Annotated in this window: 24 protein-coding genes; 7 read left to right on the top strand and 17 right to left on the bottom strand. The window is 64.2% G+C overall.

Features of this window, described 5'->3' with window-relative positions; translation table 11 throughout:
• Nucleotides 1–41: 41 nt before the first annotated feature.
• The 6 genes from ABMA32_RS11985 to ABMA32_RS11960 form a co-directional block, all read right to left on the bottom strand.
• Complete coding sequence (locus tag ABMA32_RS11985; protein ID WP_349013989.1) at nucleotides 42–329, bottom strand: twin-arginine translocation signal domain-containing protein; 288 nt, start codon at nucleotides 327–329, stop codon at nucleotides 42–44.
• A 53-nt stretch (nucleotides 330–382) separates the two neighbouring features.
• Nucleotides 383–1,828, bottom strand: a complete 1,446-nt coding sequence (locus tag ABMA32_RS11980; RefSeq protein WP_349013988.1) for an FAD-dependent oxidoreductase — start codon at nucleotides 1,826–1,828, stop codon at nucleotides 383–385.
• 64 nt (nucleotides 1,829–1,892) lie between these two features.
• Entirely contained in the window at nucleotides 1,893–2,567 is a 675-nt protein-coding gene (locus ABMA32_RS11975) for an HAD family hydrolase (protein ID WP_349013987.1), read from the bottom strand.
• Between the two features lie 74 nt (nucleotides 2,568–2,641).
• Nucleotides 2,642–3,652, bottom strand: coding sequence for a DUF930 domain-containing protein (locus ABMA32_RS11970; protein WP_349013986.1), 1,011 nt, complete (start codon nucleotides 3,650–3,652; stop codon nucleotides 2,642–2,644).
• A 106-nt stretch (nucleotides 3,653–3,758) separates the two neighbouring features.
• Nucleotides 3,759–4,994, bottom strand: coding sequence for an HlyD family secretion protein (locus ABMA32_RS11965; RefSeq protein ID WP_349013985.1), 1,236 nt, complete (start codon nucleotides 4,992–4,994; stop codon nucleotides 3,759–3,761).
• Nucleotides 4,991–5,476: a hypothetical protein gene (locus ABMA32_RS11960; RefSeq protein WP_349013984.1), complete on the bottom strand. Its 486-nt coding sequence runs from the start codon at nucleotides 5,474–5,476 to the stop codon at nucleotides 4,991–4,993. Before ABMA32_RS11960 ends, ABMA32_RS11965 begins: the two co-directional genes overlap by 4 nt.
• A gap of 206 nt (nucleotides 5,477–5,682) precedes the next feature.
• On the opposite strand from ABMA32_RS11960, the gene ABMA32_RS11955 reads away from it, so the two are divergent.
• On the top strand, nucleotides 5,683–6,888 hold the full coding sequence (locus ABMA32_RS11955) for a carbohydrate porin (protein WP_349013983.1): 1,206 nt from the start codon (nucleotides 5,683–5,685) through the stop codon (nucleotides 6,886–6,888).
• A 24-nt stretch (nucleotides 6,889–6,912) separates the two neighbouring features.
• Nucleotides 6,913–7,176 (top strand): hypothetical protein, encoded by a 264-nt coding sequence (locus ABMA32_RS11950; RefSeq protein WP_349013982.1) that lies wholly within the window; start codon nucleotides 6,913–6,915, stop codon nucleotides 7,174–7,176.
• 14 nt (nucleotides 7,177–7,190) lie between these two features.
• On the opposite strand, the gene ABMA32_RS11945 is transcribed toward ABMA32_RS11950, so the two are convergent.
• The 3 genes from ABMA32_RS11945 to ABMA32_RS11935 all read right to left on the bottom strand — a co-directional run bounded on the left by ABMA32_RS11945 (nucleotide 7,191) and on the right by ABMA32_RS11935 (nucleotide 9,073).
• Nucleotides 7,191–7,679: a hypothetical protein gene (locus ABMA32_RS11945; RefSeq protein WP_349013981.1), complete on the bottom strand. Its 489-nt coding sequence runs from the start codon at nucleotides 7,677–7,679 to the stop codon at nucleotides 7,191–7,193.
• 139 nt (nucleotides 7,680–7,818) lie between these two features.
• Nucleotides 7,819–8,598 (bottom strand): alpha/beta fold hydrolase, encoded by a 780-nt coding sequence (locus tag ABMA32_RS11940; protein WP_349013980.1) that lies wholly within the window; start codon nucleotides 8,596–8,598, stop codon nucleotides 7,819–7,821.
• 46 nt (nucleotides 8,599–8,644) lie between these two features.
• The gene (locus ABMA32_RS11935; protein WP_349013979.1) at nucleotides 8,645–9,073 is read right to left on the bottom strand and encodes an Ohr family peroxiredoxin; all 429 of its coding nucleotides are present in this window, start codon (nucleotides 9,071–9,073) and stop codon (nucleotides 8,645–8,647) included.
• A gap of 143 nt (nucleotides 9,074–9,216) precedes the next feature.
• Here ABMA32_RS11935 and ABMA32_RS11930 point away from each other — a divergent pair, with 143 nt between their 5' ends.
• The gene (locus ABMA32_RS11930; RefSeq protein WP_349013978.1) at nucleotides 9,217–9,711 is read left to right on the top strand and encodes a MarR family winged helix-turn-helix transcriptional regulator; all 495 of its coding nucleotides are present in this window, start codon (nucleotides 9,217–9,219) and stop codon (nucleotides 9,709–9,711) included.
• 76 nt (nucleotides 9,712–9,787) lie between these two features.
• Nucleotides 9,788–10,753 carry a hypothetical protein gene (locus tag ABMA32_RS11925; RefSeq protein WP_349013977.1) on the top strand — a complete coding sequence of 322 codons (966 nt, stop codon included), beginning with the start codon at nucleotides 9,788–9,790 and terminating at the stop codon, nucleotides 10,751–10,753.
• Nucleotides 10,754–10,793: 40 nt separating this feature from the next.
• On the opposite strand, the gene ABMA32_RS11920 is transcribed toward ABMA32_RS11925, so the two are convergent.
• On the bottom strand, nucleotides 10,794–11,699 hold the full coding sequence (locus ABMA32_RS11920; RefSeq protein WP_349013976.1) for a LysR family transcriptional regulator: 906 nt from the start codon (nucleotides 11,697–11,699) through the stop codon (nucleotides 10,794–10,796).
• 117 nt (nucleotides 11,700–11,816) lie between these two features.
• Between ABMA32_RS11920 and ABMA32_RS11915 the strand changes: the two genes are divergently transcribed.
• Together ABMA32_RS11915 and ABMA32_RS11910 are read left to right on the top strand one after the other, a co-directional pair.
• Nucleotides 11,817–12,629: a type 1 glutamine amidotransferase domain-containing protein gene (locus tag ABMA32_RS11915; protein WP_349013975.1), complete on the top strand. Its 813-nt coding sequence runs from the start codon at nucleotides 11,817–11,819 to the stop codon at nucleotides 12,627–12,629.
• Between the two features lie 94 nt (nucleotides 12,630–12,723).
• A complete protein-coding gene (locus ABMA32_RS11910) occupies nucleotides 12,724–13,737 on the top strand; it encodes an aldo/keto reductase (RefSeq protein ID WP_349013974.1) in 1,014 nt (337 codons plus the stop codon).
• Between the two features lie 22 nt (nucleotides 13,738–13,759).
• Here ABMA32_RS11910 and ABMA32_RS11905 read toward each other — a convergent pair whose 3' ends face one another.
• From ABMA32_RS11905 to hutI, 5 genes are read right to left on the bottom strand one after another with little or no spacing between them, the layout of a single operon-like run.
• A complete protein-coding gene (locus ABMA32_RS11905; RefSeq protein WP_349013973.1) occupies nucleotides 13,760–14,254 on the bottom strand; it encodes a DUF6653 family protein in 495 nt (164 codons plus the stop codon).
• Between the two features lie 34 nt (nucleotides 14,255–14,288).
• Nucleotides 14,289–15,962, bottom strand: coding sequence for a urocanate hydratase (gene hutU / locus ABMA32_RS11900; RefSeq protein WP_349013972.1), 1,674 nt, complete (start codon nucleotides 15,960–15,962; stop codon nucleotides 14,289–14,291).
• Nucleotides 15,959–16,768, bottom strand: a complete 810-nt coding sequence (hutG, locus tag ABMA32_RS11895; protein ID WP_349013971.1) for an N-formylglutamate deformylase — start codon at nucleotides 16,766–16,768, stop codon at nucleotides 15,959–15,961. The genes hutU and hutG overlap by 4 nt, the downstream gene beginning before the upstream one ends.
• The gene (gene hutH / locus ABMA32_RS11890; protein WP_349013970.1) at nucleotides 16,765–18,306 is read right to left on the bottom strand and encodes a histidine ammonia-lyase; all 1,542 of its coding nucleotides are present in this window, start codon (nucleotides 18,304–18,306) and stop codon (nucleotides 16,765–16,767) included. Before hutH ends, hutG begins: the two co-directional genes overlap by 4 nt.
• Entirely contained in the window at nucleotides 18,303–19,517 is a 1,215-nt protein-coding gene (hutI, locus tag ABMA32_RS11885) for an imidazolonepropionase (RefSeq protein ID WP_425475523.1), read from the bottom strand. The genes hutH and hutI overlap by 4 nt, the downstream gene beginning before the upstream one ends.
• An 80-nt stretch (nucleotides 19,518–19,597) precedes the next feature.
• On the opposite strand from hutI, the gene ABMA32_RS11880 reads away from it, so the two are divergent.
• On the top strand, nucleotides 19,598–20,158 hold the full coding sequence (locus tag ABMA32_RS11880; RefSeq protein ID WP_349013968.1) for a HutD/Ves family protein: 561 nt from the start codon (nucleotides 19,598–19,600) through the stop codon (nucleotides 20,156–20,158).
• A 10-nt stretch (nucleotides 20,159–20,168) separates the two neighbouring features.
• Here the strand turns inward: ABMA32_RS11880 and ABMA32_RS11875 are convergent, their stop codons facing one another.
• Nucleotides 20,169–22,022 (bottom strand): CHASE2 domain-containing protein, encoded by a 1,854-nt coding sequence (locus ABMA32_RS11875; RefSeq protein WP_349013967.1) that lies wholly within the window; start codon nucleotides 22,020–22,022, stop codon nucleotides 20,169–20,171.
• Nucleotides 22,023–22,027: 5 nt separating this feature from the next.
• Nucleotides 22,028–22,552 carry a FecR domain-containing protein gene (locus tag ABMA32_RS11870; protein ID WP_349013966.1) on the bottom strand — a complete coding sequence of 175 codons (525 nt, stop codon included), beginning with the start codon at nucleotides 22,550–22,552 and terminating at the stop codon, nucleotides 22,028–22,030.
• Between the last annotated feature and the right edge of the window lie 102 nt (nucleotides 22,553–22,654).

The raw sequence follows: 22,654 nt of genomic DNA, 5'->3' as shown, positions 1-22,654 counted from the left end.
CGACATCCCCGGCCCGAAAGCCGGGGTAAGCCGGTTGGGCGTTACTCCGCGCCGCCACCGCCGTGCTCGTCGGCAAATTCGATGCCTTCGTTGACCTCGGCGATCGCCTGCTGGATCAGGTTCATGGCGTTGACGCGGTGGCCACCCTTGTTGGAGCTGGCTTCGCGCAGCGAGGCGAGCGCGTCGTAAAGCGACGAGAGCGCACGCTCCATGTTGCCCTGATACGCTTCGGCCGTCGTGGCGGAGAGCGTGACCGCCGAAGCGGCTGCCGCGCCTGCGGCGGCGAGGCGGATGAAGTTGCGACGGGAGGTCTCGGTCGTGTCGGTCATGTCGGGATCCTTTCCTGTTTCAAGCTTGGGGGACGGCATTGTCGAATTGCGCTTCAGAAGCGGTCAAGATAGGCCCTCACCGAATCCCAGTCGCCCGAACGCGCCGACATGGCGAGGTAACCGTCCGGGCGGACCAGCGCAATGTCATTCGCCGCTGTCGCGGGTCTCATGGCAGAACTGACCAGCGGATGGTTAAAGGGCGGCGGTTCGTTCGCGCACAAGGTGAAGAGCGGGGTGTCTCCCAAACCATAGGCCGTTTCGCCGTCGATGGGAGGCATGCGCGTGCCTGGCTTCGGCGACGCGTTCGCATACGGGCCGTTCAGGCTGCTGTGAGGATAGCCGACCGAAATCTCCGTCATCTGTCCGACGAGCGCATGCTTTACAGGCGGCAGGCCGAGGATCAGATGCGCGACGTGATTGCGGATATCCTGCAGCACCGGATTGCTGATCAGCGCCATCTTGGTAAGCTTGCCGGCAGCTGCAATCACTTCCGCCCCGACGGCGTGGCGTTCGGGGCTGTAGCTTTCGAGCAGGGTGGGAGCGGCCATGCCGCGCGCGGCGAGCGCGAGTTTCCAGGCGAGGTTGAACGCATCCTGCATGCCGGTGTTCATGCCCTGTCCGCCAGCGGGGCTGTGGACATGAGCGGCGTCGCCAGCCAGGAAAATCCGGCCGTCGCGATAGTTCTGCACCTGGCGTTCGTTGATGCGGAAAGCGGAAATCCACACCGGCTCACCCAGCTTGATGCTCGCCGGGCCGCGCGTGGTCACCAGCGTCTGGAACTCCTCGGCAGTCGGAGGAACAGGCCTGTCGCCCTTCGACGGACCGAGGCTGGCGATGATGCGGTACCGGTTCGGCGCGAGCGGGAAATAGATGATCGGCCCGTCCTTGTGAAAGTAGTTGGCAAGCACGTCAGGGCCGAAGGGGGCGCCGGTGAGGTAGAAGTCTCCCAGTCCCCAATCATTGTCGATCAGGTCGCCGTCGAAGGACATTCCAAGATTGTGCCGGACGGTGCTGTGGGCCCCGTCGCAGGCCACCACCCAGTCAAAGCTTTCAGTTTGGACGCGCCCGTCAGGATAGGCGATGGTCGCCGCCACGGCCTTGTCGTCCTGCGTCACGCGCCGCAGTTCGACGCCCAACTCGCAGCGAACGCCTGTTGCCTCGGCATGGCGCTGGAGAATGGCCTCGGTTTCGTTCTGTGCCAGCATGAGCACGAATTTATGTGGCGACTCGACGCCCTCGAACTGTATGCGCGCGATCTGCTTTTCGCCCGCGTTGATTTCGGCGGTGGTGACCCTGACGCCGGCTTCGACCAGTTCGCTGGTGGCGCCAGCCCGGTCTAGCAATTCCAGCGTGCGTGGCCATATCGCTATCGCGCGGGACGTTCCGGCCCGCTCCGTCGCCTTTTCGATCAGGCGCACCGGCACCTTGTAGCGCGCCAGTTCGAGAGCCATCGTCAGCCCCACCGGCCCGGCGCCGACCACGAGAACCGAATCCGTCACCTGCGTTCTCCCGTCTTGCCCAGGTCATGCCGCGGGCGGGTAAATGCTGTGTGAGAGCGCCTCGTCAGGCGCCGACCATCTTTGCGATATCCATGTCCAGCAGATCGCCGATCTTCTCGACCGTCACGTCCGGCTTCGCGTACATGCCGGCATTTGACGGATCGTGGGCATAGTGTCCCTGTCGTGGAAACACCGACACAAGCCTGTCACCCCAGCTTTTCTTCATGGCGTCGAGGATGCGCTCCTTGTCGTCGAACATGAAGTACTGCTTGGCTGGATATTCGCGTTCGACGACATCCAGCATCTCTTCCTTGTGGATGAAGATCAGGACGCGGCCCTCTACGGCCTTCCATATCCCGGAGCGGTTCACCTTGCGCGGTTGGAACACCACGTCGCCGTCAGACAGGATGACCGTTGGCCCGAACCCCGACAGCTTTGCGATGACCTCCAGTGCGCCGGGGTAGACGCGGTCGGCAAAAGGATAGTCGACCAGAAAGCCCGAGACGGTGAGCAGCCGGTGAGCGGCGGCGCCGTCGCCCTCGAAATCGGCCCGGTAGCGCTGTAGGGCGCCAAGATAGTCGGCATAGCCGAGTTCCTTGCGGATATCCTCGAAGTGCTTCCAGTAGAGATCGCCGGCCGGGCCGAACTGTTCGGCCAGGTGCGTCCTGAGGTCGTCGGTCACCCTGTCGTTGTCGAGCAGCGTGTTGTCGACATCCAGCAGAAAAACGACGTCATGCATGATCGGCCCCGCCAAGCGTTTGGCGCAAGCTAGACCGTTTCGCGGTCAGATTGAAACAGCAGATTTTCTCGGCGCTACTGAACGGGCAGGCCGCGCCTCATCCATTCGCTTGGCGGCAGTTTGTCGCCGACGCTGAAGGCGAAGGACACGACCTTCATGGCATCGGCGTCCACTTCGCAGCGATAGTCGAGGCCGTACCATTCGCCGGCTTGCCGAAATGCAGCGTTGTTGGCATTGAGAATGGTGCCAGCCTTGAGCCTCTCCGTCGGGAGGAGATCGGGAGCGTACGGGGGCCAGGCGTTCAGCAGTTGTTCGCGCAGTTCCGTAACGCATAGCCGCCCCGCGCGGATGTCACGCGGCATGTTGCGCATCGCCGTCGTGGCAAGCGGGTTGTTCGTCACCGAGCGCGAGAACAGTTTCTCAGCCCTTTGCAGCTTCGCCTCCTGTTGCGGCTTGGCGGCGGGCGTCGGCTTGGCCGTGGGCTTTGGCGGATCCTCGACCAGCGCCGCCAGGATGTCGGAACGGTCTGTCGTCAGGATCGACTGGTCGGCAGCGCTCGCTTCTTCCGCCTTCGGCTCGGTATCCTCTGGCTTTTCAGCCTCCGCAACCTGGTCGGCCTCGGCCTGTTGTTCCTGCAGTTCTGCCTCTGCCTGCTGCTCGGCTTCGGTCGCGCGCGCTGCGTCGGCGGCCTGTTCTACTGGGGGTCGCGTTTCTGCGCCGTCTTCGGCGCTGTTGCCGTCCAGTTGCTGGCGCGGGCCACCGTCCTGCTCGCCAAACTGGTAAACCGGGTTCATCACCGATTCCTGCGCAGGCGGCTGCTGGGGCGTCTCTTCGCCCGTTGGCTTTTGCTCCGGTTGCTGCTCGGCGCTTTCCGCAGGCGGGGGCGGTGGTGGCTCAGGCGCTGCCTTCTGTTCCTCTTCCGGCGGAGGCACCAGATCGACCTGAACTGCCTGCTCCGGTTCTGGCTGGAACAATTCCACCGGCAGTCCGAAGATCGCGACCAAGAGGACGGCCAGATGCACGCCGACCGAGGCGGGCAGCGCCCACCTCGATTCCCGCTGCAACGGCTGTTCGTCGTCCTTCATGAGAGGGATGTGGAATGAAACCGTGGCAGGATCAAGCTTTCATGCGTCGGCGGTATCACGCCTGCGTGTCCGCAGGTCGCGCGAGCAGCCGCCGTAGATTTCCGCGTCAGTGGCCGCCCGAGAACACCAGCGTCTTGACCGGAAGCAGCAGCGCCTGAAGCCGCAGGATGATGGCGTGCACGACCCCGACCGCGTCGACGGCATGCAGGAAGAGCCAGCTTCCAAAACCGATATCGGGCGCTGCAAGGGCGTCGTGGTTGTTGGTGTAGGCGTTGGCGATGCAGTTGCTGCCCGGTGGGACGCCTTCGAAACCGCCTTCGAACAGCGGCTCCATATAGACGGTGATCGTTCCCTGCCTGACGATTTGCTGCGCGTCGATCAACTGATCGGAGGCGCGCACCTGTCCGGTCGCGATCAGGTCCTGAACGTCGGTTACGACCATCGGAATGATGGTCATCGGCTTGGAGACGCAGGTCACTTCCGCCAGCATGCCTACCTTCATCACCTGCGCCTCGAGCTGGTTGAAGCCCGCCACCAGACCCCATTGGCCCGCTTCCGAGGGAACCAGAACGCCGGCCGGACGCATCATCGGGTTGACGACATCGCCCTTGCGAAGCGTGAACTGCTCCACGATGCCGTCGATGCCGGCGCGAACCACCGTCTTGTCCAGATCGACCTGCGCTTCGGCGAGGCGGGCCTCGGCGCTGGCGCGCTGGGCGGGGAGCACGGAAGCGATCTGCGTTTGGGTGATCTGCTTGTTGGCGACTGCGGCGGCCACTGCGGCAGCGCGCCCGTCGACCACGTTTTGTAGCTTTTCGAGTTCGCGCTGTGAGACCGTGCCGGCATTGCGCTTCTGCAGTTCGGTCTTCGTCGCCAGTTCGTCCAGCGCCTGCTGGTAGGCGCTCTGCGCCTCGCCGATCTGCGCATCGGAGACGGCAAGTTGCGTCCTGGCGAGTTCGATTTCGGCATCGATCTCGGCCAGCCGCCGACGCGCCGTCTCCACCGTCGCCTGCTGTCCTGAGCTGTCCAGCCTGAATATGGGCTGGCCGGCCTTGACCCGGTCGTTCATGTTGACGAGCACTTCCTCTACCCGTCCGGAGCCTTCGGGCAGGATCGGGATCGTCCGGTAGAGCGATACCGCAGCCGTCGTCGACGGGTGGAAATAGAGGATCATGGTCAGCAGGGCGACGGTCAGGGCGATGCAGGCGGTGATGCCGTATCGAAGCTCGAACCAGACGGAATAGAGCGTGATCTCGTGGCCGAGCCGCTTACCCTGTCCGTATCTGCGATAAAGATAATCAGGCAGGACGGTGACGACGGAACAGAGCAGAAGTTCGATCATGCCCCAGTCTCCAGTGCGCGCGGGGGCAGGGCGGCTTCGGCAGCGGGATTCGTGGCAGCTGGCGCCTCTGGTTCCCTGGCCGGCGCACTCCCGGCTTCGTGCGGCTCGTCCGGTGGTCCGTCGTCGCTTCGCCGCCGCAGTCCGGCCATGCGCGCCAGCGCCTCGGCCATGGTGGCCAGCGGACCGTGCAGGTCGGGGATCGGAACCAGTGCGAGGATGAGGGCGGCGACCCAGAGCATGTTGTTGTGGGTCAACAGCGCCAGAAGCGCCAGCACCGCGACCACCTCGAACTGGACCTTACTGGCGTTTTTGTGCGCCAGCTTCTCCGGCAGCGAATGCAGCCTGAAATAGACGCTGCCGAGCCCGAGGATCGCGACGATCAGGAAAATTGTGGCCCCGACAAACAACACATCGGTTTCGCCGGGGGCCGTGATGAAGCCCGGCAGATGATGTGGCGCTGCCGGATGCATCGTTTCTGACATCGAAACGTCCCTCTTGTCCCTTGGCAGGCGGGACGCGCCTCGAATATGAGCGTCAGCTTATCACCGTGAATTCGGTGCGGGAAGATGGAGGCGCCGGCCGCCCGATCGCGACTGTGGACGACCGGCTGCGGCCCTCCCGCAGCGTCGGTCCGAGGACTAAAGTCCGAGCACCATCGCGAGGGAATCAGGCGCGGGAGGCCATTGCCATGCAACGCATGTTTTTTGCCGGAACGCTTGTCATCGCTGCCGTCATCGCCGGCATGGCGCGGGCGGGCAATGCAGCCGTGGGGAATACTGCCTCCGAACCGTCGCCGTGGCTGTTGGGCGACTGGAATAGCGAACGCACCCGGCTCAAGGATCGCGGCATCGACTTCCAGTTCGGCTATACCAGCGAAATCGCCTACAATGCGACGGGCGGTAGCAGGAGCGACGCCGCCTATGCGGACCAGTATGTCGCCGGCGTCACGCTCGACCTGGAAAAGCTTGTCGGCCTGCAGGCGGCGCAGTTCCAGGCGACGTTCACCCAGCGCACCGGCCGCAACCTCGTCGAGGACGCCGATCTCGGCACGTTCCAACTCGTGCAAGAGGTTTACGGTCGCGGGCAGACGGCGCGGCTGACGCAGTTCTGGTATCGCCAGCAGTATCTCGACGGGCTTATCGACTGGAAGGTCGGCCGAATGGGCGTGGGCGAGGATTTCGCCTCCTTCGGCTGTGATTTCCAGAACCTCACCTTCTGCGGCTCCAATCCCGGCAACATTGTTGGCGACTACATCTACAACTGGCCGATCAGCCAGTGGGGCACGAGGGTGAAGGTGAACCTCGAAGGCTTCGGCTATGTGCAGGCCGGCGTTTATGACGTGAACCCGGCCTACCTCGGCGTCAGCAAGGCGCTGCTGCCGGTCTGGTTTTCAGATTCGACCGGCGCGCTCATTCCGGCCGAGGTCGGCTGGCTGCCCACCTTCAACGGCCAGCCCGGCAGCTACAAGTTCGGCGGGTGGTACGATACTTCGGAGGCCGACGGCGTCCCGGATCGCGGTCGCTACGGCGCATACATCAACTTCGAGCAGAATCTGTCGGAGCAGCTGAAGATCTTCCTCAACGCCGTGGTCGCCGACCGCAGGACATCGACCATCAACGCGCAGGCGGCGCTCGGCATGGTCTACACCGGCCTTTTCGACGCGCGGCAGCAGGACGATGTTGGCCTTGCCGTCGGCACCACGCACATGAACGACCGGGTGTCGGATCAGGAAGGCATCGAGGGGTCGGAATATGTCGCGGAGGTCTACTACACTTGGCGTCCGACGCCCGCGCTGCAAATCCGTCCGAACCTGCAATATGTCTATCGGCCGGGTGGTGACGATGCCAATGGCGACGTTTTCGTGCTCGGCCTCAAGACGTCAGCCAATTTCTGATCGCGCCGTTCCGGAGATGCAGCAATGGACAACCTCGGCGATATCCTGGACCCCGTCCGCAAGCAGGTCATCGACCTCAAGGATGCGTTGGCGCATGCGCGCTACCGCTATGACGGGCTCGACCTGATCGTGGAGCAGGTCGCCGACGGTAAGGTTCGCGGCGCGGTGCAGGAAATCTTCGCGCTTGCCGGCGACAAGATGGACGGCATCGACGGCATGCTCGACAATCTTTACCGCGACCTGTCAGACCTCGATCGCAAGCTGGAGGCTCTGGAACGCAAGGTGTAGGCAGGTTCCGCCGTTCAGGGCGGGTCCATCTGGATCACATCGCCAGACTGCGTCACCGTGCAGTGCGAGGTATGGCCAAGCGTCTTCATTGTCAGCACCCAGTTCTCGCCTGAATGCCGCTTGTTGGTAACGATGCTTGTACCCGTCTCCTCCTGCTGGAGTTCGTCGGCTGCGTTCATGCAGGCGTCCATTGCAGCCTGCGAGGGTTCGCGCGGTGCTGCCTCTTCGCTTTCGCCGAAAGCTTCGATTCCGCAATCGGCGTCTGCAACGATATCGATCGTCTTGTAGCGACCCTGCGAGACGTGGACCTTGGCGCATACGCCGGTCTTCTGGTTCCACCAGATGTTGTTGCCGGCCGCATCGACATAGCCGCGAGCCTGCATCTGGCTTTCCGCCCCCGGCGCACGGGCGCCCAGCAGATCGACGATATCGTCCGGCGGGTCGGCCAGCGCCGGCGCTGCAATCAGCACGAGGCATGCTGCAAGGATGGTCTTCCGCATCATAGTCGGTCCCGGATCAGTCGGATGTCTTTGACGCTCTTGTAGCCCTCAACGACCGCCATATCCACCCGCCCGAGCACCCTCTAGAAAGAAGGCAGGCGGGGCCTTTCCACCCCGTCTGCCTTTTTGCCGACCGTCCAGATCAATTCGCGGCGCGTGACGCTTTCTGCGCGGCTTCGTCAATCACGTCGGCCACCGCCTTGGGCTGCGTCAGGAACGGCACGTGGCTGGCCTTGACCTCGGTCACCGATGAGCCCGCGCGCTCGGCCATCTTGTGGAGCAGTTCAGGGTCGATGGCCTTGTCCTCGGTCGCGATGACGGCCCAGCTCGGCTTCGTCCGCCATGCTGCATTTGTCACCTTAGTGCCGAAGTTCTCCAGCTTGATCGGCACCTGGCTGTCGCGCAGAAAAGCCGCGTCCGTGTCGCTCGTGTCAGCCGCAAATCCCGCCTTGAACTTCTCCAGGCTGATGAAGCCGTAGCCATCTGCCTGAGGCTCGATCACGAATTCCGGCGGCGGCGGGATGTCGGCAAGCTGGTCCGCGGTGGATTCGCCGGCGTCCGGCGCAAAGGCCGAGACATAGACCAGGCCTGCGACCTTGGGATCGACGCCTGCCTCGGTAATCACCGTACCGCCCCAGGAATGGCCCACGAGGATGGTCGGACCGTCCTGCCGCGCGAGGACGCGGTTTGTCGCGGAGACGTCATCGGCCAACGAGGTCAGCGGGTTCTGCACGATGCTGACGCGATAGCCGCGTGCAGTCAGTTCCTCATAGACGCCGCGCCAGCCGGAGCCATCTGCGAAGGCGCCGTGGACAAGCACGACATTCTTCACGGCCTGGGCGTCTGCGGTCTGTGCGTGACCCGTTCCGGCGACGGCGGCGGTGGAGATAGCGGCTGCGGCGATTGTCTTGATGGTGGTCATGGGACTGTTCCTTTCTTATGGGGTTTGGATTGCGGGCTGTTGAGTTTCAGGCGGCAAGCAAGAGGCGGACGTCGAGGCCATTGCAGACCATCTGCGAATAGGGGCAGATGGTGTGTGCCTGTTCGACGAGGTCATGTGCGACCAGCGGGGCAACGTCTGGCAGGGAGACGATCAACTCGGCATCGAGCCTCATGCCCGGCAGGTTGTCACGCTTCCCGATGCCGATCGCAGCGGTCACGCTGGCATCCGATGCCAACTCGATCCGGCTCAGGTCGGCGACGCGCTTCAGCGCCTCCAGGAACGATGCGGCGTAGCTTGACGCGAATAGCTGCTCGGGATTGTAGTCAGCCGCTCCGCCGTCTCCGCCGAGTTCCGCCGGCGTGACGAGGGCGATGGTCGCTGCTCCGTCCCTCGTTGACGCCCGGCCTGTCCGGCCTCCGGTGGCAATTGCCTCTGCGCGATAGATGATCTTCATGGCGTACTCCTTATGCCGCGATAATCGTTATCGCGATAAGTGTTGTTTAGTCCGGTTCGAGTTCTTTGTCCAGAGTAATTTTTATCGCGATATTTATTTTTGCGGTTGGGGTTGTTAGATAGTGCGTACGAAGGAGTTTCGAGATGACAAGCAAAATGAAAGACTCTGATGGGTCGGCTCCCCTGCCGTTCGAGGACCACCTCTGCTACGCCATCTATTCCGCAGGCATGGCAATCCAGCGGGTCTACAAGCCGCTGCTCGATGAATTGGGCCTGACCTATCCGCAATATCTCGTGCTCAACGTGCTCTGGAGCGAGGACCACCAGACGGTCGGCGGCATCGCCGAAAGGCTTGCGCTGGAATCGAGCACGCTGACGCCGTTGCTGAAGCGTCTCGAGGCGGCCGGTCTGGTGCGTCGCACCCGCAACCCGCAGAACGAGCGGCAGGTCGTCGTTGCTCTGACGGAAGAAGGACGAGCCATCCGGTCCCGAACGACTTGCCTCGGTGCAGGGCTGCTGGAGGCATCCGGCGACACCCCCGACCATCTGGGTAAGCTCAATCGGGAGATCAGGCAGCTCCGCGATTCAATCTATGGCCATATCGGCGGGTGGAGCCCGGATCTGCGCTCGGACGACTAAAGCGCCTTGCTCACCATCCATCCCGCTCGCGCCACAATCGCGGGTGATCGTCCGCCCGGGCATGGGAGCAGACATCATGGGCAAGCCGAGCGGGATCGTTGTGCTCGCGGGCATGGCGTTAGCCTTTCTCGCGACAGTCGTGAGCGCCGAGGAGATGCAGGCCGTCGTCCTCGGCGACATCACCTTTAACTACAGCACAGCCTCGTGGCTGATGGAGCGCGACGGCGACGATCTGGTGGCCACCTGCGTGCAGGAGGACTGCCGTGGCGCGATGATCGACATCAGCCGGATCGTGGGCGATGGGGGCTGTACCAAAGAGGCGATGATCGCCGAGGCGGCGCGCCTTTTTCCCGGCGCTGGCCGCGCCTATGCAAACATCGTCCGCGCTGGCCGCTTCGCGTTGGTGCTGGCGGAGGCCCACGACGGACCTGATCTCTCGTCTCCGCAATACGCCCATGCGTGCCTCGGATGGCAGGGCTACGAATACCGTTTCGCGATGCGACCGGAAACGGTTGGCACACAGTCGTGGATCGGGGGAGCGCTGCACTATCTCGTCAGTCAGGCGACCGCGCCAGAGGCTCCCCTCACGCAGCTTCGCATCGGCGATGTGACCTTCAGCCTGTCGAACGAGGTCTGGAAGGTCGGGCCTGTCGCCGCAACTGCGGATGGTTCGGGCGAGACGGTTTTGCTGACCTGCCGCATGCCCACCTGCGAAGAGCCGAGCCTCACGGCTGCGCTGTCGGTCGCGCAGACAGACCAGCCATGCCCGTCTCCGCCTACCGATGTCGAGTTCGCCTACGGCGGCGAAGCGAAAAACGGCGAGGTTCTCAAGGAAACGCCTGAGGGGCTGCACTTCGTCACAAGCGAAATCTGGCTGGGTTGCCGCAATTTCGTGCCGCCACGTTTCGCAGCCTGCGGGGTTCACGGTGGACGCGCCTATCACCTGACAACGCCCGCCGGGCAAGGCTGTCGGGGTTCGTTCTGGTCGGTGCCCCAGACGGTTCTGATCGACGTCCTGAAAAGCGCGCGGGTGACGGAATAGAAAGCAACCGGCCTGTCTTTTCTCGATTTCAGGACGCAGGCTACTCGCCCGAAACCTCCCGGGCGACCTCGCCGATCAGCGAGCGTAGCCAGCGGTGGGCGGGGTCGTGCCGGTAGCGAACATGCCAGGCCATCTCGACCGGGAAAGTGCCGAGATCGATAGGTGCCGCCACGATCTTCAGGCGCGGGTCGCCGGCCAGGCGGCGGCAGATGACCTTGGGCAGCGTTGCGCAATAGTCCGTCGCCGCGATCATGTCGGGTATCGCGAGGAAGTGCGTCACGGAGACGGCGACCTCCCGGCGCAGCCCCTCGCGCTCCAGCGTCTGGAACAGGCCGAAACGAAGCCGGCCGGGCGGCAGCACGTTGACGTGTCTCAGGCTTTCGTACTGCGCCTTCGACATCCGCCCGGAAATCTCGGGATGGTCGGCGCGCACGACGCAGGCGAGCCCGTCATCCATCAGATGCTGGACGACGAGATTGTCCGGTGCGTCCACGATGCGGCCAAGCACCATCGCCGTCGTGCCGGATACGACTCCGGTTTCCGGCAGGTCGCTGCCGAAGGGGACGAGGCGCAACTTGATGCCGGGCGCTTCCCGACGAATGCGCGCCGCGATCGCGGGCGCCAGCACGAACTCGACATAGCTGTTAGGTGCGATCGTCACCAGCCGCTCGGCCCGCGCCGGGTCGAACTCCTGCTGGCCGAGGACGATGTCATCGATCTTCGCCAGCGCCGCGGCGATTGCCGGAGCAACCTCAAGAGCCATTTCGGTTGGCTGTACGCCGTAGCGTTCGCGGACGAAAAGCGGGTCGCGCATCATGGTGCGCAGACGTGCCAGCGCGTTCGACAGCGCGGGCTGGGTGATGCCCAGCCGCTCGGCCGCACGCGTGACACTGCGCTCCTCCATTAGGGCAACAAACACGGGCAGCAGGTTCAGGTCGTAGCGCATAGCTTATAATGTCATGTGAATATCTGAAATCATATAAATAAACTTCTGGAATATGTCGGCCAGGTGCATGGTCCACACATCCAGAAATCAAGCCGTTTCCACAGGAGTCCCGTCATCATGAGCAAGGGAAAGGTTCTCATTATCGGTTCCAACGCCATGCGGATCGAGGTGCAGGGTGGCGGTTGGGTCCCGACCGGCCAGTATCTCAACGAAACCGTCGTTCCCGCGATGGCGGTCATCGCGGCTGGCTATGAGGTCGTGCTGGCAACGCCGACCGGCGACAAGCCGCATATCGACGAAGCATCCGATGTCGCCGACCATTTCGGCGGCGACGAAGCGGCTTTGCAGCGCGCCCGCGATTTCTTCGCCAACAACCCGTCGATGAACCGGGTCCAGACACTTCGTTCGGTCGTCGACAGCGGACTGGACGAGTATACCGGCGTCTTCGTGCCCGGTGGTCATGCGCCGGTCGTCGACCTCATCGACAATGCCGAGACGGGTGAAATCCTGCGTCACTTTCACGAATGCGGCAAGCCGACGGCATTGCTCTGCCATGGCCCGGTCGCTGTCCTCGCAGCCCTGCCGCATGCGCCCGAATTCAAGGCCGCCATGGTCGCGGGCGATACCACAAAGGCCGCGGAGCTAGCGAAAGGCTGGCAGTATGCCGGTTATGACATGACGATTTTCTCCGAAGCGGAGGAGAGGATCGCCGAGGAGCACATGCTGAAGGGCAAGCTCCATTTTTACATGCCTGACGCGCTCAAGGCCGCTGGTGGCCGGGTCACGACAGGCGCGGTAAATTTCGCGGCCAATGTGGTCGAGGATCGCGAACTGATCACCGGCCAGAACCCCAGCTCCGACAACCCGTTGGCCGAGAAATTCGTGGCGGCGCTTGACAGGTCGCTGGTACGGTCGCGCACTGCAGCCTAACGAAACCGGCGGGGTTCTCCCGCCGGCTCGATTTGGAAACTCTCGAACGGCACCCTATTTCGGGCGAACGGTTTGTTCCCCAGAGGACATGAAGATGACGCTGAAGGACGTTCTTCCAGGCAAGCTCGGTTTTGGCGCTGCGCCGCTGGGCAATATGTTCCGCGCCATCCCCGAGGCCGAGGCGCTCGCCACGGTGGAGGCCGCTTGGAACGACGGTATACGCTACTACGACAACGCACCGCTTTATGGCGCTGGCCTCGCCGAGCTTCGTATGGGCGAGGCGCTGGCCGGAAAGCCGCGTGACGAATACGTCATCAGCACCAAGATCGGCCACGTCATCCTCGATGAAGTGGAAGACGTCGGCGCGCGCGACCTCGGCGAGAAGAGCGGCGTGTTCGCGCACGGCCTGCCAAACAAGGTGCTGCACGACTATTCCGAGGACGCCACGCTGCGTTCGATCGAGGAAAGCCTGAAGCGTCTGAGAACCGATCGCATCGAGATCGTCTGGGTGCATGATCTCGCGCAGGATTTTTATGGCGACGAATGGATCGGCTTGTTCGAGAGCGCTCGCAAGGGAGCCTTTAGGACGCTCGACCGGCTACGCGAGGAAGGCGTCATCAAGGCCTGGGGCCTGGGCGTCAACAAGGTCGAGCCGATCGAGCTTCTGCTCGACCTCAAGGAGCCGCGCCCGGATGGCTTCCTGCTTGCCGGGCGCTACTCGCTGCTCGACCATGACCGGGCGCTGCAGCGCGTCATGCCCATGGTTGCCGAGCACGGCCTCGGCATCGTCGTCGGCGGTCCCTACAGTTCAGGCGCGCTCGTCGGCGGGCCGAATTTCGAATACGCGCCGGCCAAGCCGGCGATCCTCGACAAGGTGGCCCGCATCAAGGCCATCGCCCACCGCCACGGCGTCTCCATGAAGGCGGCCGGCCTGCAGTTCTCGCTCGCCAACCCGGCGGTCGCTGCGGTCATTCCCGGCGCAAGTCAGCCTAGCCGCATCGCCGAGGACCGTGCCGCGCTGAACGAAGTCGTGCCCGCCGATTTCTGGCGCGAACTGCGCCAGGCCGGGCTCATCAATGCCGCCGCCCCGCTGCCGGGCGGGGCGTGACGCCTGAAACATGCCCGAGCCGCTATCGCGGCGTTCTGGCAGTGTCAGCCTCTGTATAGACCCAAACCATCCGGTCGAGCAGCCAGAGTTTCGAGAGCATCGTGACGGCAAGGCCGGATATGGTGAGGGGAAGGTTTGTCAGGGCGAGACCGATCAGCATGACGATCGCGCCAGCGGAGGACGTGACAATCAAGGCCCTGACGACTGTCGCATGATGGGCAAGGGCCGGGTCGCCACTGCGTTGAAGCCATATCCGTTCGCCAAGGACGCCTTTCGACATCCAGTTCTCGGTTGATGCGGGCGGCTTGAACAAGCGAGGATTGAGCCATGTCCAAAGCAGTACTGCTGCAATCGCAACAACTGCCCACCATCCAATCCAATGGCGGCTCCAGACTGCCACGGCAAACAGCGGCAGGATCGACAGGCGCGACCAGCCGCTCCACGGATTGACGTGCCGTTCCCAGGCACGGTCATCCATGCCCATCATCTTTTCAGTAAGGCCGAGAAATCTGGTCAAGGGTCTCGTCCAGCTATAAGCGATCGACTGAAGACTACCCCAATATTCCCGGCAGGTTCAGGCCCTTTTCCTTCGCGCATTCCAAGGCGATCTCGTAGCCGGCATCGGCGTGGCGCATCACGCCGGTCGCGGGGTCGTTCCACAACACGCGCTCCAGCCGTTTCGCCGCGTCCTGCGTGCCGTCGGCGACGATCACCATGCCGGCATGCTGCGAGAAACCCATACCGACGCCGCCGCCATGGTGCAGCGAGACCCATGTCGCGCCGGAAGCGGTGTTGAGCAGCGCGTTGAGCAACGGCCAGTCGGAGATCGCGTCCGAGCCGTCCTTCATCGCCTCCGTCTCGCGGTTGGGCGAGGCGACGGAGCCTGAATCGAGATGGTCGCGACCGATGACGACAGGCGCTTTCAACTCACCCTTCGCCACCATCTCGTTGAAGGCAAGGCCGAGCCGGTGGCGGTCGCCGAGGCCGACCCAGCAGATGCGCGCCGGCAGGCCCTGGAAGGCGATGCGCTCACGCGCCATGTCCAGCCAGTTGTGTAGGTGGCTGTTGCCCGGCGTCAATCCCTTCACCTTGGCATCGGTCTTGTAGATGTCCTCCGGATCGCCCGAAAGGGCCGCCCAGCGGAACGGGCCGATGCCACGGCAGAACAGCGGGCGGATATAGGCCGGCACGAAGCCGGGAAACGCGAAGGCGTTCTCGAAACCCTCGTCCTTCGCCACCTGCCTTATGTTGTTGCCATAGTCGAGCGTCGGAACGCCTGCGTTCCAGTAGGCGACCATCGCCTCGACATGCTCGCGCATGGAAGCGCGGGCGGCCTTCTCCACCGCATGCGGGTCGCTGAAGCGCTTCTCGCGCCACTCCGCCATCGTCCAGCCCTTGGGCAGATAGCCGTTCAGCGGGTCGTGCGCCGAGGTCTGGTCGGTCAGCATGTCGGGGCGCACGCCTCGGCGGAAAAGCTCAGGCACGATCTCGGCCGCATTGCCGAGGAGGCCGACGGACTTCGCTTCGCCGGCCTTCGTCCAGCGTTTGATCTTCTCCAGCGCCTCCTCGATCGTCTCGGCCTTCTCGTCGAGATAACGGGTGCGCAGGCGGAAATCGATGGAATCCGGGTTGCATTCGACGGCGAGACACGAAGCGCCGGCCATCACCGCCGCCAGCGGCTGCGCGCCGCCCATGCCGCCAAGCCCGGCGGTTAAAATCCACTTGCCCTTCAGGCTGCCACCATAGTGCTGGCGACCGGCTTCCACGAAGGTCTCGTAGGTACCCTGCACGATGCCCTGCGTGCCGATATAGATCCACGAGCCGGCCGTCATCTGGCCGTACATCATCAGCCCCTTCTTATCGAGCTCGTTGAACTTGTCCCAGTTCGCCCAATGCGGCACGATGTTGGAGTTCGCGATCAGCACGCGCGGTGCATTCTCATGCGTGCGGAACACGCCGACCGGCTTGCCGGATTGCACCAGCAGCGTCTCGTCCTCCTTCAACGTCTTCAGCGTATCGACGATCGTATCGAAATCGTTCCAGGTGCGCGCCGCCCGCCCGATACCGCCATAGACGACGAGTTCGTTCGGGTTCTCGGCAACGTCCGGGTCGAGATTGTTCATCAGCATGCGCAGCGGCGCTTCCGTCGTCCACGACAGCGCATTGAGCTTGTCGCCGCGGGGCGCTCGGATTTCGCGGATGTTATGGCGTGGGTTTGCGGTCATCTTGCTGCTCCGGCGAGTTCGAGGGCAGTGCGTTGCACTGCGGCCAGTATGCTGGTGAGGATATTTGAGAGGCGGCGCGATTTGCCCTGGTCCAGTTCGAACGGTGCTTCTTCGGCGTAGAGATGGGTGCTCTGCGCCAGCTCCATCTGGATGGCATGGACGCCAGTTTCCGGCTTCCCGTAGTGCCGCGTCGTCCAGCCGCCACGAAAGCGGCCGTTCACGACGGAATTGTAGCCTTCGGCCGAGGCGCAGATGTCGGCCACCGCGCGCTCGATCTCCGGCGCGCAGGTCTTGCCGCCGTCTGTCCCGATATTGAAGTCGGGCAGCACCCCGTCGAACAGGAAGGGGCAGCGCGAGCGGATCGAGTGGCAGTCATAGACAATGGCGATGCCGTGCAGCGCCTTCACCCGCGCGATCTCGGCCTCAAGCGCCGCGTGGTAAGGGCGATGGTAGAGCGCGATCCGCTCGGCGATATTGGCCTCGGTCGGCTCCTGTCCTTCTTTCCAGATCGGCTGGTTGTCGAAGTCCGTCAGCGGCACCAGTGACGTCGTGTTCTGCCCGGGATAGAGGCTCGCGCCGGTCGGGTCGCGGTTGGCGTCGATCACGTAACGATGGAAGGTCGCGCGCACCGTCGTCGCGTCGGGCAGAAGACCGCCATAGAGCAGGTTGATGTGCCAGTCCGTGTCACGCAGCTTCCTGCCTTCGTCGTTTAGTCTGTCCGCAATGTCATCGGGAACGAGCGTCCCCGTATGCGGGAAAGCGAGGATGACGGGCGACGTGCCGCGATTGAATTCGACGAAGCTCACGGCCCCGTCTCCAGTTCCGGCAGCAGGCCGCGACCAACGCTGGCGTTCAGTTCGCCCGACAGAACGAGGTCCGCGCCCGCCTTCAGGTCATCAGCCATGAAACGGTCGGTCTCCAGATCGGGCACCACAGAGCGAATGGCGCGATGCGCCTTAAGGAGCGCATGGCCCGTCTTCAGGGGGCTGCGGAAATCCACCCCTTGAGCTGCCGTGATCGCCTCGATGCCGATGATGCCAGCGAGGTTTTCCGTCATCTGCAGCAGCCGTCGCGCGCCGTGGCAGGCCATCGACACATGGTCCTCCTGATTGGCCGAGGTTGGCGTGGAGTCGACCGAGGCCGGATGCGCCATCTGCTTGTTCTCGCTCATCAGCGCGGCGCTGGTGACTTCCGCAATCATCAGCCCCGAGTTCAGCCCCGGCTTCTTCGCCAGAAACGCCGGCAGGCCGAATGACAATGCCGGATCGACCAGCAGCGCGATGCGGCGCTGCGCGATCGCGCCAATCTCGCAGACCGCAATGGCGATCTGGTCGGCGGCGAAAGCGACCGGCTCGGCGTGGAAATTACCGCCGGAAACAACCGAGCCGTCCGAAAACACCAGCGGGTTGTCGGTGACGGCGTTGGCCTCCGTCTCCAGCGTGCGCGCCGCCATGCGCAGCAGGTCGAGGCATGCGCCGTCCACTTGCGGTTGGCAGCGGATGCAGTAGGGGTCTTGAACGCGCTCGTCGCCTTCGAGATGGCTGTCGCGGATTTCCGAGCCTTTCAGCAGCGCGCGTAGCGCCGCCGCCGTCTCGATCTGACCCTGGTGGCCGCGCAGCGTGTGGATTTCCTCCTGGAACGGCGCGGACGAACCCATCGCGGCGTCGGTCGACAGCGCGCCTGTGATCAGCGCCGCGTTCGCCGCGCGGTGCGCGCGGAACAGGCCGGCCAGCGCCAGCGCGGTCGAGACCTGCGTGCCGTTGATCAGCGCCAGCCCTTCCTTGGCCGCCAGGGTGATCGGCTTCAGGCCCGCCTTCTCAAGTCCCTGCACGGCGTCCATGCGCTCGCCGCGATAGAAGACCTCGCCGACGCCCAGCATCGCCGCCGTCATGTGCGCCAGCGGCGCGAGGTCGCCGGACGCGCCGACCGAGCCCTTTTCGGGGATCAGCGGCAGCACGTCGCCTGCCAGCATCGCCTCGATCATGGCGACCGTTGCCGGCTGCACGCCCGACGCCCCGCGTCCAAGCGAGATCAGCTTCAGCGCCATCACCAGCCGCACGATTTCGGCCGGCAGGGGCTGCCCGACGCCGCAGCAATGCGACAGGATCAGGTTGCGCTGCAGCGTCTCGACATCCTTGGCGTCGATGCGCACGCTGGCGAGTTTCCCGAAGCCGGTGTTGATGCCATAGACCGGGTCGCCCTTGTCGACGATCTTCTTGATGACACCCGCCGCCCGCTCGATGCCGGGGCGAAAGCTTTCATCCAGCGACGGCAGCGCGCCTTCATAGATGTCGCGCAGTTCGGCGAGACTGACCTGTCCGGGCTTCAGCACGAGTTTTTTCATTGGCCTCTCCAGACGCGGCGATGAAGCGGGTTGAATCCGATGCGGTAGACGAGTTCGGCGGGGCGCTCGACGTCCCAGATGGCGAGGTCGGCCCATTTGCCCGCCTCGATTGTGCCGGTTTCGGCGGAGAGGCCGAGCGCGCGAGCAGCCTCGCGGGTGACGCCGGCAAGGCACTCCTCGACGGTCATGCCGAACAGCGTCGCGCCCATGTTCATGGTCAGCAGCAGCGAGGTGAGCGGGGACGTGCCGGGATTGCTGTCGGTCGCCAGCGCCATCTTCACGCCCTGCTTGCGGAAGAGGTCGATGGGCGGCTTCTTGGTCTCCCGGATGAAATAGAAGGCTCCCGGCAGGATGACGGCGACCGTCCCGGCCTTTGCCATCGCGATTGCGCCGTCATCGTCTGTATATTCCAGATGGTCGGCCGACAGCGCACCGTAACGCGCGGCAAGTGCCGCGCCATGCAAATTGGACAACTGGTCGGCATGCAGCTTCACCGGCAGCCCGAGCGCTTTCGCCTCGTCGAACACGTGCGCCATCTGTTCGGTCGAAAAGGCAATGCCTTCGCAAAAGCCGTCCACTGCGTCTGCAAGGCCAAGCTGGGCGATCGCCGGCAGCATCTCGTCGGTGACTTTCGCGATGTAGGCATCCTTGTCGCCGTTAGCTTCTGGGGGCAGGGCATGCGCGCCAAGAAAAGTCGTACGCACGGTGACGGGCCGCACTTCAGCCAGCCTGCGCACCGCCGCCAGCGACTTGGCTTCATTCTCCAGATCGAGACCGTAGCCGGATTTGATCTCGACCGTCGTTACGCCTTCGGCGATCAGTGCGTCGAGGCGCGGCAGCGATTGCCTGACAAGCTCCTCCTCGCTTGCCGCCCGCAGCGCCTTCACTGACGAGACGATACCCCCGCCGGCTTTCGCGACCTCCTCATAGGTGGCGCCGGCCAGCCGCATCTCGAATTCGTTGGCGCGATTGCCGGCGTGGACGAGATGGGTGTGGCAGTCGATCAAACCCGGGGTGATCAGGCGTCCCTCGCAATCGATGGTGTTAGCCTGGGGTAGGGATGGCAGGTCGGCCTCTGGGCCGGCAAACACGATGCGGCCGTTCTCGGCCACGATGGCGCCCCGTTCAAAGGTGACAGCCGAATCTGCCCGCATGGATACGATCCGCGCGTTGCGCCAGACGGTAGTCCTGTCCGATGCTGCGGAAGCCATGGCCTCCATTCCCTCCGTCGTCGAATATGTATATACATATTAACGCCGGGATGGGCCGGCCGTCAATGAGGGTACAGAAAATGCGCATTCTTCGCGCCGGGCAATACACCCGCATGCCGTGGAAGAACGGCGGCGGCGAAACGGTCGAGATCGCGGTTCATCCCGCAGGCGCTTCCATCGAGGATTTCGGCTGGCGCGTGTCGATGGCGACGGTTGCTTCAGACGGCCCGTTTTCGCTTTTCCCGGGCATCGATCGCACGCTTTCGGTTCTGGAAGGCGAGGGCATGGTCCTTACCATCGGCGACAGCGCGCCGATCACGTTGACGGCGGCCTCCGCGCCGCTATCCTTTCCTGCCGATATACCGACCAGCGCGCAGCTCGTCGGCGGCCCGATCACCGACCTCAACGTCATGACGCGGCGCGGCCACTTCAAGCACAGGGTCGAGCGTCATCATGTCTCTGGCGTCCTGGAGGTTGAGATGGTCGCAGGACTGCTTTTCTCCTGCGCCCGCCATCTGAAGGTCGCCAGCGGCGCAAATGCCGTCGAACTCGATTTCCGCGACGCTCTGGAAATTCACGGACCGCAAAAGCCGATCCTCGTAGCGGGGCAGGGCCCGCTCTACGTCATCAGGCTGGAATAGGGCGTCCGCCCTACACAGCCTCCCGCCAGAGCCAGACGGTCATCGTGCCGGTGCGGCCGCGGATCGGCGACTCCATCGGGCCTTCGAGACTGCCTGATGAAGCCAGCGCTTCGCCTCCGGCGCGATAGAGGTCGGCGCTGACCGCGAGCTCCGCCTTGTTCTGCGCCGCCACGTCCATCAGCCGGCTCGCCACGTTGACCGCATCGCCGGTGGCGGTGATCGTCTGCTGGCTGCCGCCGCCGAGGCGCGAGGCGACGATCGAGCCGCAATGCGCGCCCAGCTTGATGCCTGTCCGTCCTGCCCGCGTGACGGGCTGGTCGGCGAGCCACTGGCGCGACAGGCTCGCCAGCCGCATGGCGCAGGAGAGCGCATTGGCCGGGTCCTGCGGCGTCGCCTGCGGCAGGCCGAACACAATCATCGCCCCGTCGCCCATGAAGCTGGTGATCACACCCCCGCGCGGCGACGCTTCCTGCTCCACCAGCCGGTAGAAATCGTCGAGCAGTTCGCGCACCGTTGTGACGCTGGTCGTTTCGGAAAGGCCGGTGAAACCCGACAGGTCGATGAACAACATCGCCGCTTCCTGCCGCACCGGTGCGGCCAGGAAATCCGGATCGCGCGCCATCCAGTCGCGCAGCACGGGCGATTGCAGCCGCTGCAACGACTCGTTCTGACGCGCCAGTCCCTGCGAGCGGTGGCGGTCGAGCCATATCTGCGCCACGCCGAACAGCATCGCCGGGGGCAGGGCGGCGGCGAGCGGCAGGGCGGCGCTCAGCCAGATGCCGCGCGAGAACAGCGTGAAGTTCGCGCCGAGCCATACCGCGAGCACGAGGCCGATCGCTAGAAGTCCGAGCAGGCTCCTGCGCCAGGCCAGCAGTGCGACCAGAAGCATGGGCAGCACCACGGCGATGCCGGCGTCCACCATCCGCGTCTGCCCGTTGCGGAGAAGGCCGTCGCCCGACAGGATGTTGGAGATGGCGCTCGATACGACCTCGACGCCCGGCAGCACGGGATCGAAAGGCGAGGGGAACACGTCGCCATTGCCGATGACGGTCGCGCCGATCACCACCACGCGTCCCTCGACCTGCTGGCGCTGCAACTCGCCGGCCAGCACGGACGCCGCACTGACAGTCTCAATCGTGCCGCGCGGGCCGTAATAGCTGATCGGCATGCGCTGGCCGATATCGGTCGCGATTGTCCGGTTGCCAAGCACGACCCCGCCGGGCTGGAACATCGGGGTCGCGTTGAGCGCCAGCGATGCAGCTTGCAGCGGAAACGACGCCTCTATCCTGTGTGACGTCCGGAAGATCAGCGGCGCATAGCGCGGCGTCCCGGCAAAATCTGTCGCAAGGTTGACGACGCCTATCGCCGAGCCGCTGGCGAAACGCGCGTTCGGGAACACGAAACTGTCGGCCACCGGCACGGCGTCGAAGGCCGGATCGCCGAGATCGGGCGCTTGCGCCCGCGCCGCGCCGAAGACGGCTGCGGCGGCGATGACGGTCCTGTTCGCGCCGAGCGACGCGGCGAGCTTCGCATCGTCCACCTCGTTGCCGGCGTCGATCAGCAGGATATCGAGGCCGATCGCCTTCGGCCCGAGTGCCGCCAGCGAATCGACGACACGGGCGAGGGTAGCCCTGCTGACCGGAAATTTGCCTTCCTGGCGCACCGTTTCGTCGTCGATGGCAACGATCAGCACGTTGGGAGCAGGATGGCGAACGCCTCTGGCCAGCGTGCGCAGGTCGACCAATGTCGCCTCCGTCCGCTCGAGCAGCCAGGTTTCGCGGCTGAGCTGTGTTAGGCCAAGGAAACCGCCCCACAGACCGGCCAGAAGGATGGCGACCAGAATATGCAGTCGCCATCGGCGCATCAGGCCTATTCTCCGAAGCGGGCGAGCAGGGATGACGAGCGCTCGGCGCCCCAGCGACGGACAGTCAGCACGGATCGCGTGCCTTCCTCGACGTCGACGCCTTCGCCCGGACCGAGGTTGACGGACGGATCGTCGGGCGCGCGCCGCACCGCAACCGTGCCCCGAACGACGAACACGGAAGTCTTTCCATCCTGCACGTCGACCGCCCATCTTGTGCCGCGCACCGCCGCGATAGCCTGCGGCGTTGTCACCTCGAAGCCGCCCGGTACGCCGCCCGGCGGCACTTCGACCAGTACACCCTGGTCGTCGAGATGCACCCCTTCAGGTCCCGGCACTGCCGGGTCGCGGTCGTCGAGCGAAAAGGTCGTGCCGTCCTCGGCCGTTATCGTCACGCCGTTCGGGCAGGTGAGCAGGGTCCGTGGCGGGTTCTGGAGCACGGTCGCCTGGCATCCGCCATCCTGCGCGGATGCAGCGGTGGTCAGGACAAGCGGAACAAGGCAGGCAAAAAGCCTGAAACGGTTGCTGTGCATGGCGGCACCTCCTGCCGGCCTTATCCGGACGGTATGTGTCCAATGCATGTCGTACAGCAGTTGATCCGTTGCTTCAATTTGATGGGACGATACACGTCGGCC

It is taken from the genome of Mesorhizobium quangtriensis, assembly GCF_040081925.1.
Taxonomy (GTDB): domain Bacteria; phylum Pseudomonadota; class Alphaproteobacteria; order Rhizobiales; family Rhizobiaceae; genus Mesorhizobium_K; species Mesorhizobium_K quangtriensis.
Note: the sequence above shows the minus strand (reverse complement) of the source record. Positions and strands in the feature narration are given on the sequence as shown.

Coding starts and splice junctions, on each gene's coding strand:
- ABMA32_RS11950 (WP_349013982.1), top strand. CDS start 6,913: ATGGACAACCTCGGCGATATCCTGGACCCCGTCCGCAAGCAGGTCATC.
- hutH (WP_349013970.1), bottom strand. CDS start 18,306: ATGAAAAAACTCGTGCTGAAGCCCGGACAGGTCAGTCTCGCCGAACTG.
- ABMA32_RS11940 (WP_349013980.1), bottom strand. CDS start 8,598: ATGACCACCATCAAGACAATCGCCGCAGCCGCTATCTCCACCGCCGCC.
- ABMA32_RS11875 (WP_349013967.1), bottom strand. CDS start 22,022: ATGCGCCGATGGCGACTGCATATTCTGGTCGCCATCCTTCTGGCCGGT.
- ABMA32_RS11925 (WP_349013977.1), top strand. CDS start 9,788: ATGGGCAAGCCGAGCGGGATCGTTGTGCTCGCGGGCATGGCGTTAGCC.
- ABMA32_RS11985 (WP_349013989.1), bottom strand. CDS start 329: ATGACCGACACGACCGAGACCTCCCGTCGCAACTTCATCCGCCTCGCC.
- ABMA32_RS11910 (WP_349013974.1), top strand. CDS start 12,724: ATGACGCTGAAGGACGTTCTTCCAGGCAAGCTCGGTTTTGGCGCTGCG.
- ABMA32_RS11965 (WP_349013985.1), bottom strand. CDS start 4,994: ATGATCGAACTTCTGCTCTGTTCCGTCGTCACCGTCCTGCCTGATTAT.
- ABMA32_RS11945 (WP_349013981.1), bottom strand. CDS start 7,679: ATGATGCGGAAGACCATCCTTGCAGCATGCCTCGTGCTGATTGCAGCG.
- ABMA32_RS11870 (WP_349013966.1), bottom strand. CDS start 22,552: ATGCACAGCAACCGTTTCAGGCTTTTTGCCTGCCTTGTTCCGCTTGTC.
- hutU (WP_349013972.1), bottom strand. CDS start 15,962: ATGACCGCAAACCCACGCCATAACATCCGCGAAATCCGAGCGCCCCGC.
- ABMA32_RS11955 (WP_349013983.1), top strand. CDS start 5,683: ATGCAACGCATGTTTTTTGCCGGAACGCTTGTCATCGCTGCCGTCATC.
- hutI (WP_425475523.1), bottom strand. CDS start 19,517: ATGGCTTCCGCAGCATCGGACAGGACTACCGTCTGGCGCAACGCGCGG.
- ABMA32_RS11880 (WP_349013968.1), top strand. CDS start 19,598: ATGCGCATTCTTCGCGCCGGGCAATACACCCGCATGCCGTGGAAGAAC.
- ABMA32_RS11920 (WP_349013976.1), bottom strand. CDS start 11,699: ATGCGCTACGACCTGAACCTGCTGCCCGTGTTTGTTGCCCTAATGGAG.
- ABMA32_RS11935 (WP_349013979.1), bottom strand. CDS start 9,073: ATGAAGATCATCTATCGCGCAGAGGCAATTGCCACCGGAGGCCGGACA.
- ABMA32_RS11970 (WP_349013986.1), bottom strand. CDS start 3,652: ATGAAGGACGACGAACAGCCGTTGCAGCGGGAATCGAGGTGGGCGCTG.
- ABMA32_RS11960 (WP_349013984.1), bottom strand. CDS start 5,476: ATGTCAGAAACGATGCATCCGGCAGCGCCACATCATCTGCCGGGCTTC.
- ABMA32_RS11915 (WP_349013975.1), top strand. CDS start 11,817: ATGAGCAAGGGAAAGGTTCTCATTATCGGTTCCAACGCCATGCGGATC.
- ABMA32_RS11930 (WP_349013978.1), top strand. CDS start 9,217: ATGACAAGCAAAATGAAAGACTCTGATGGGTCGGCTCCCCTGCCGTTC.
- ABMA32_RS11975 (WP_349013987.1), bottom strand. CDS start 2,567: ATGCATGACGTCGTTTTTCTGCTGGATGTCGACAACACGCTGCTCGAC.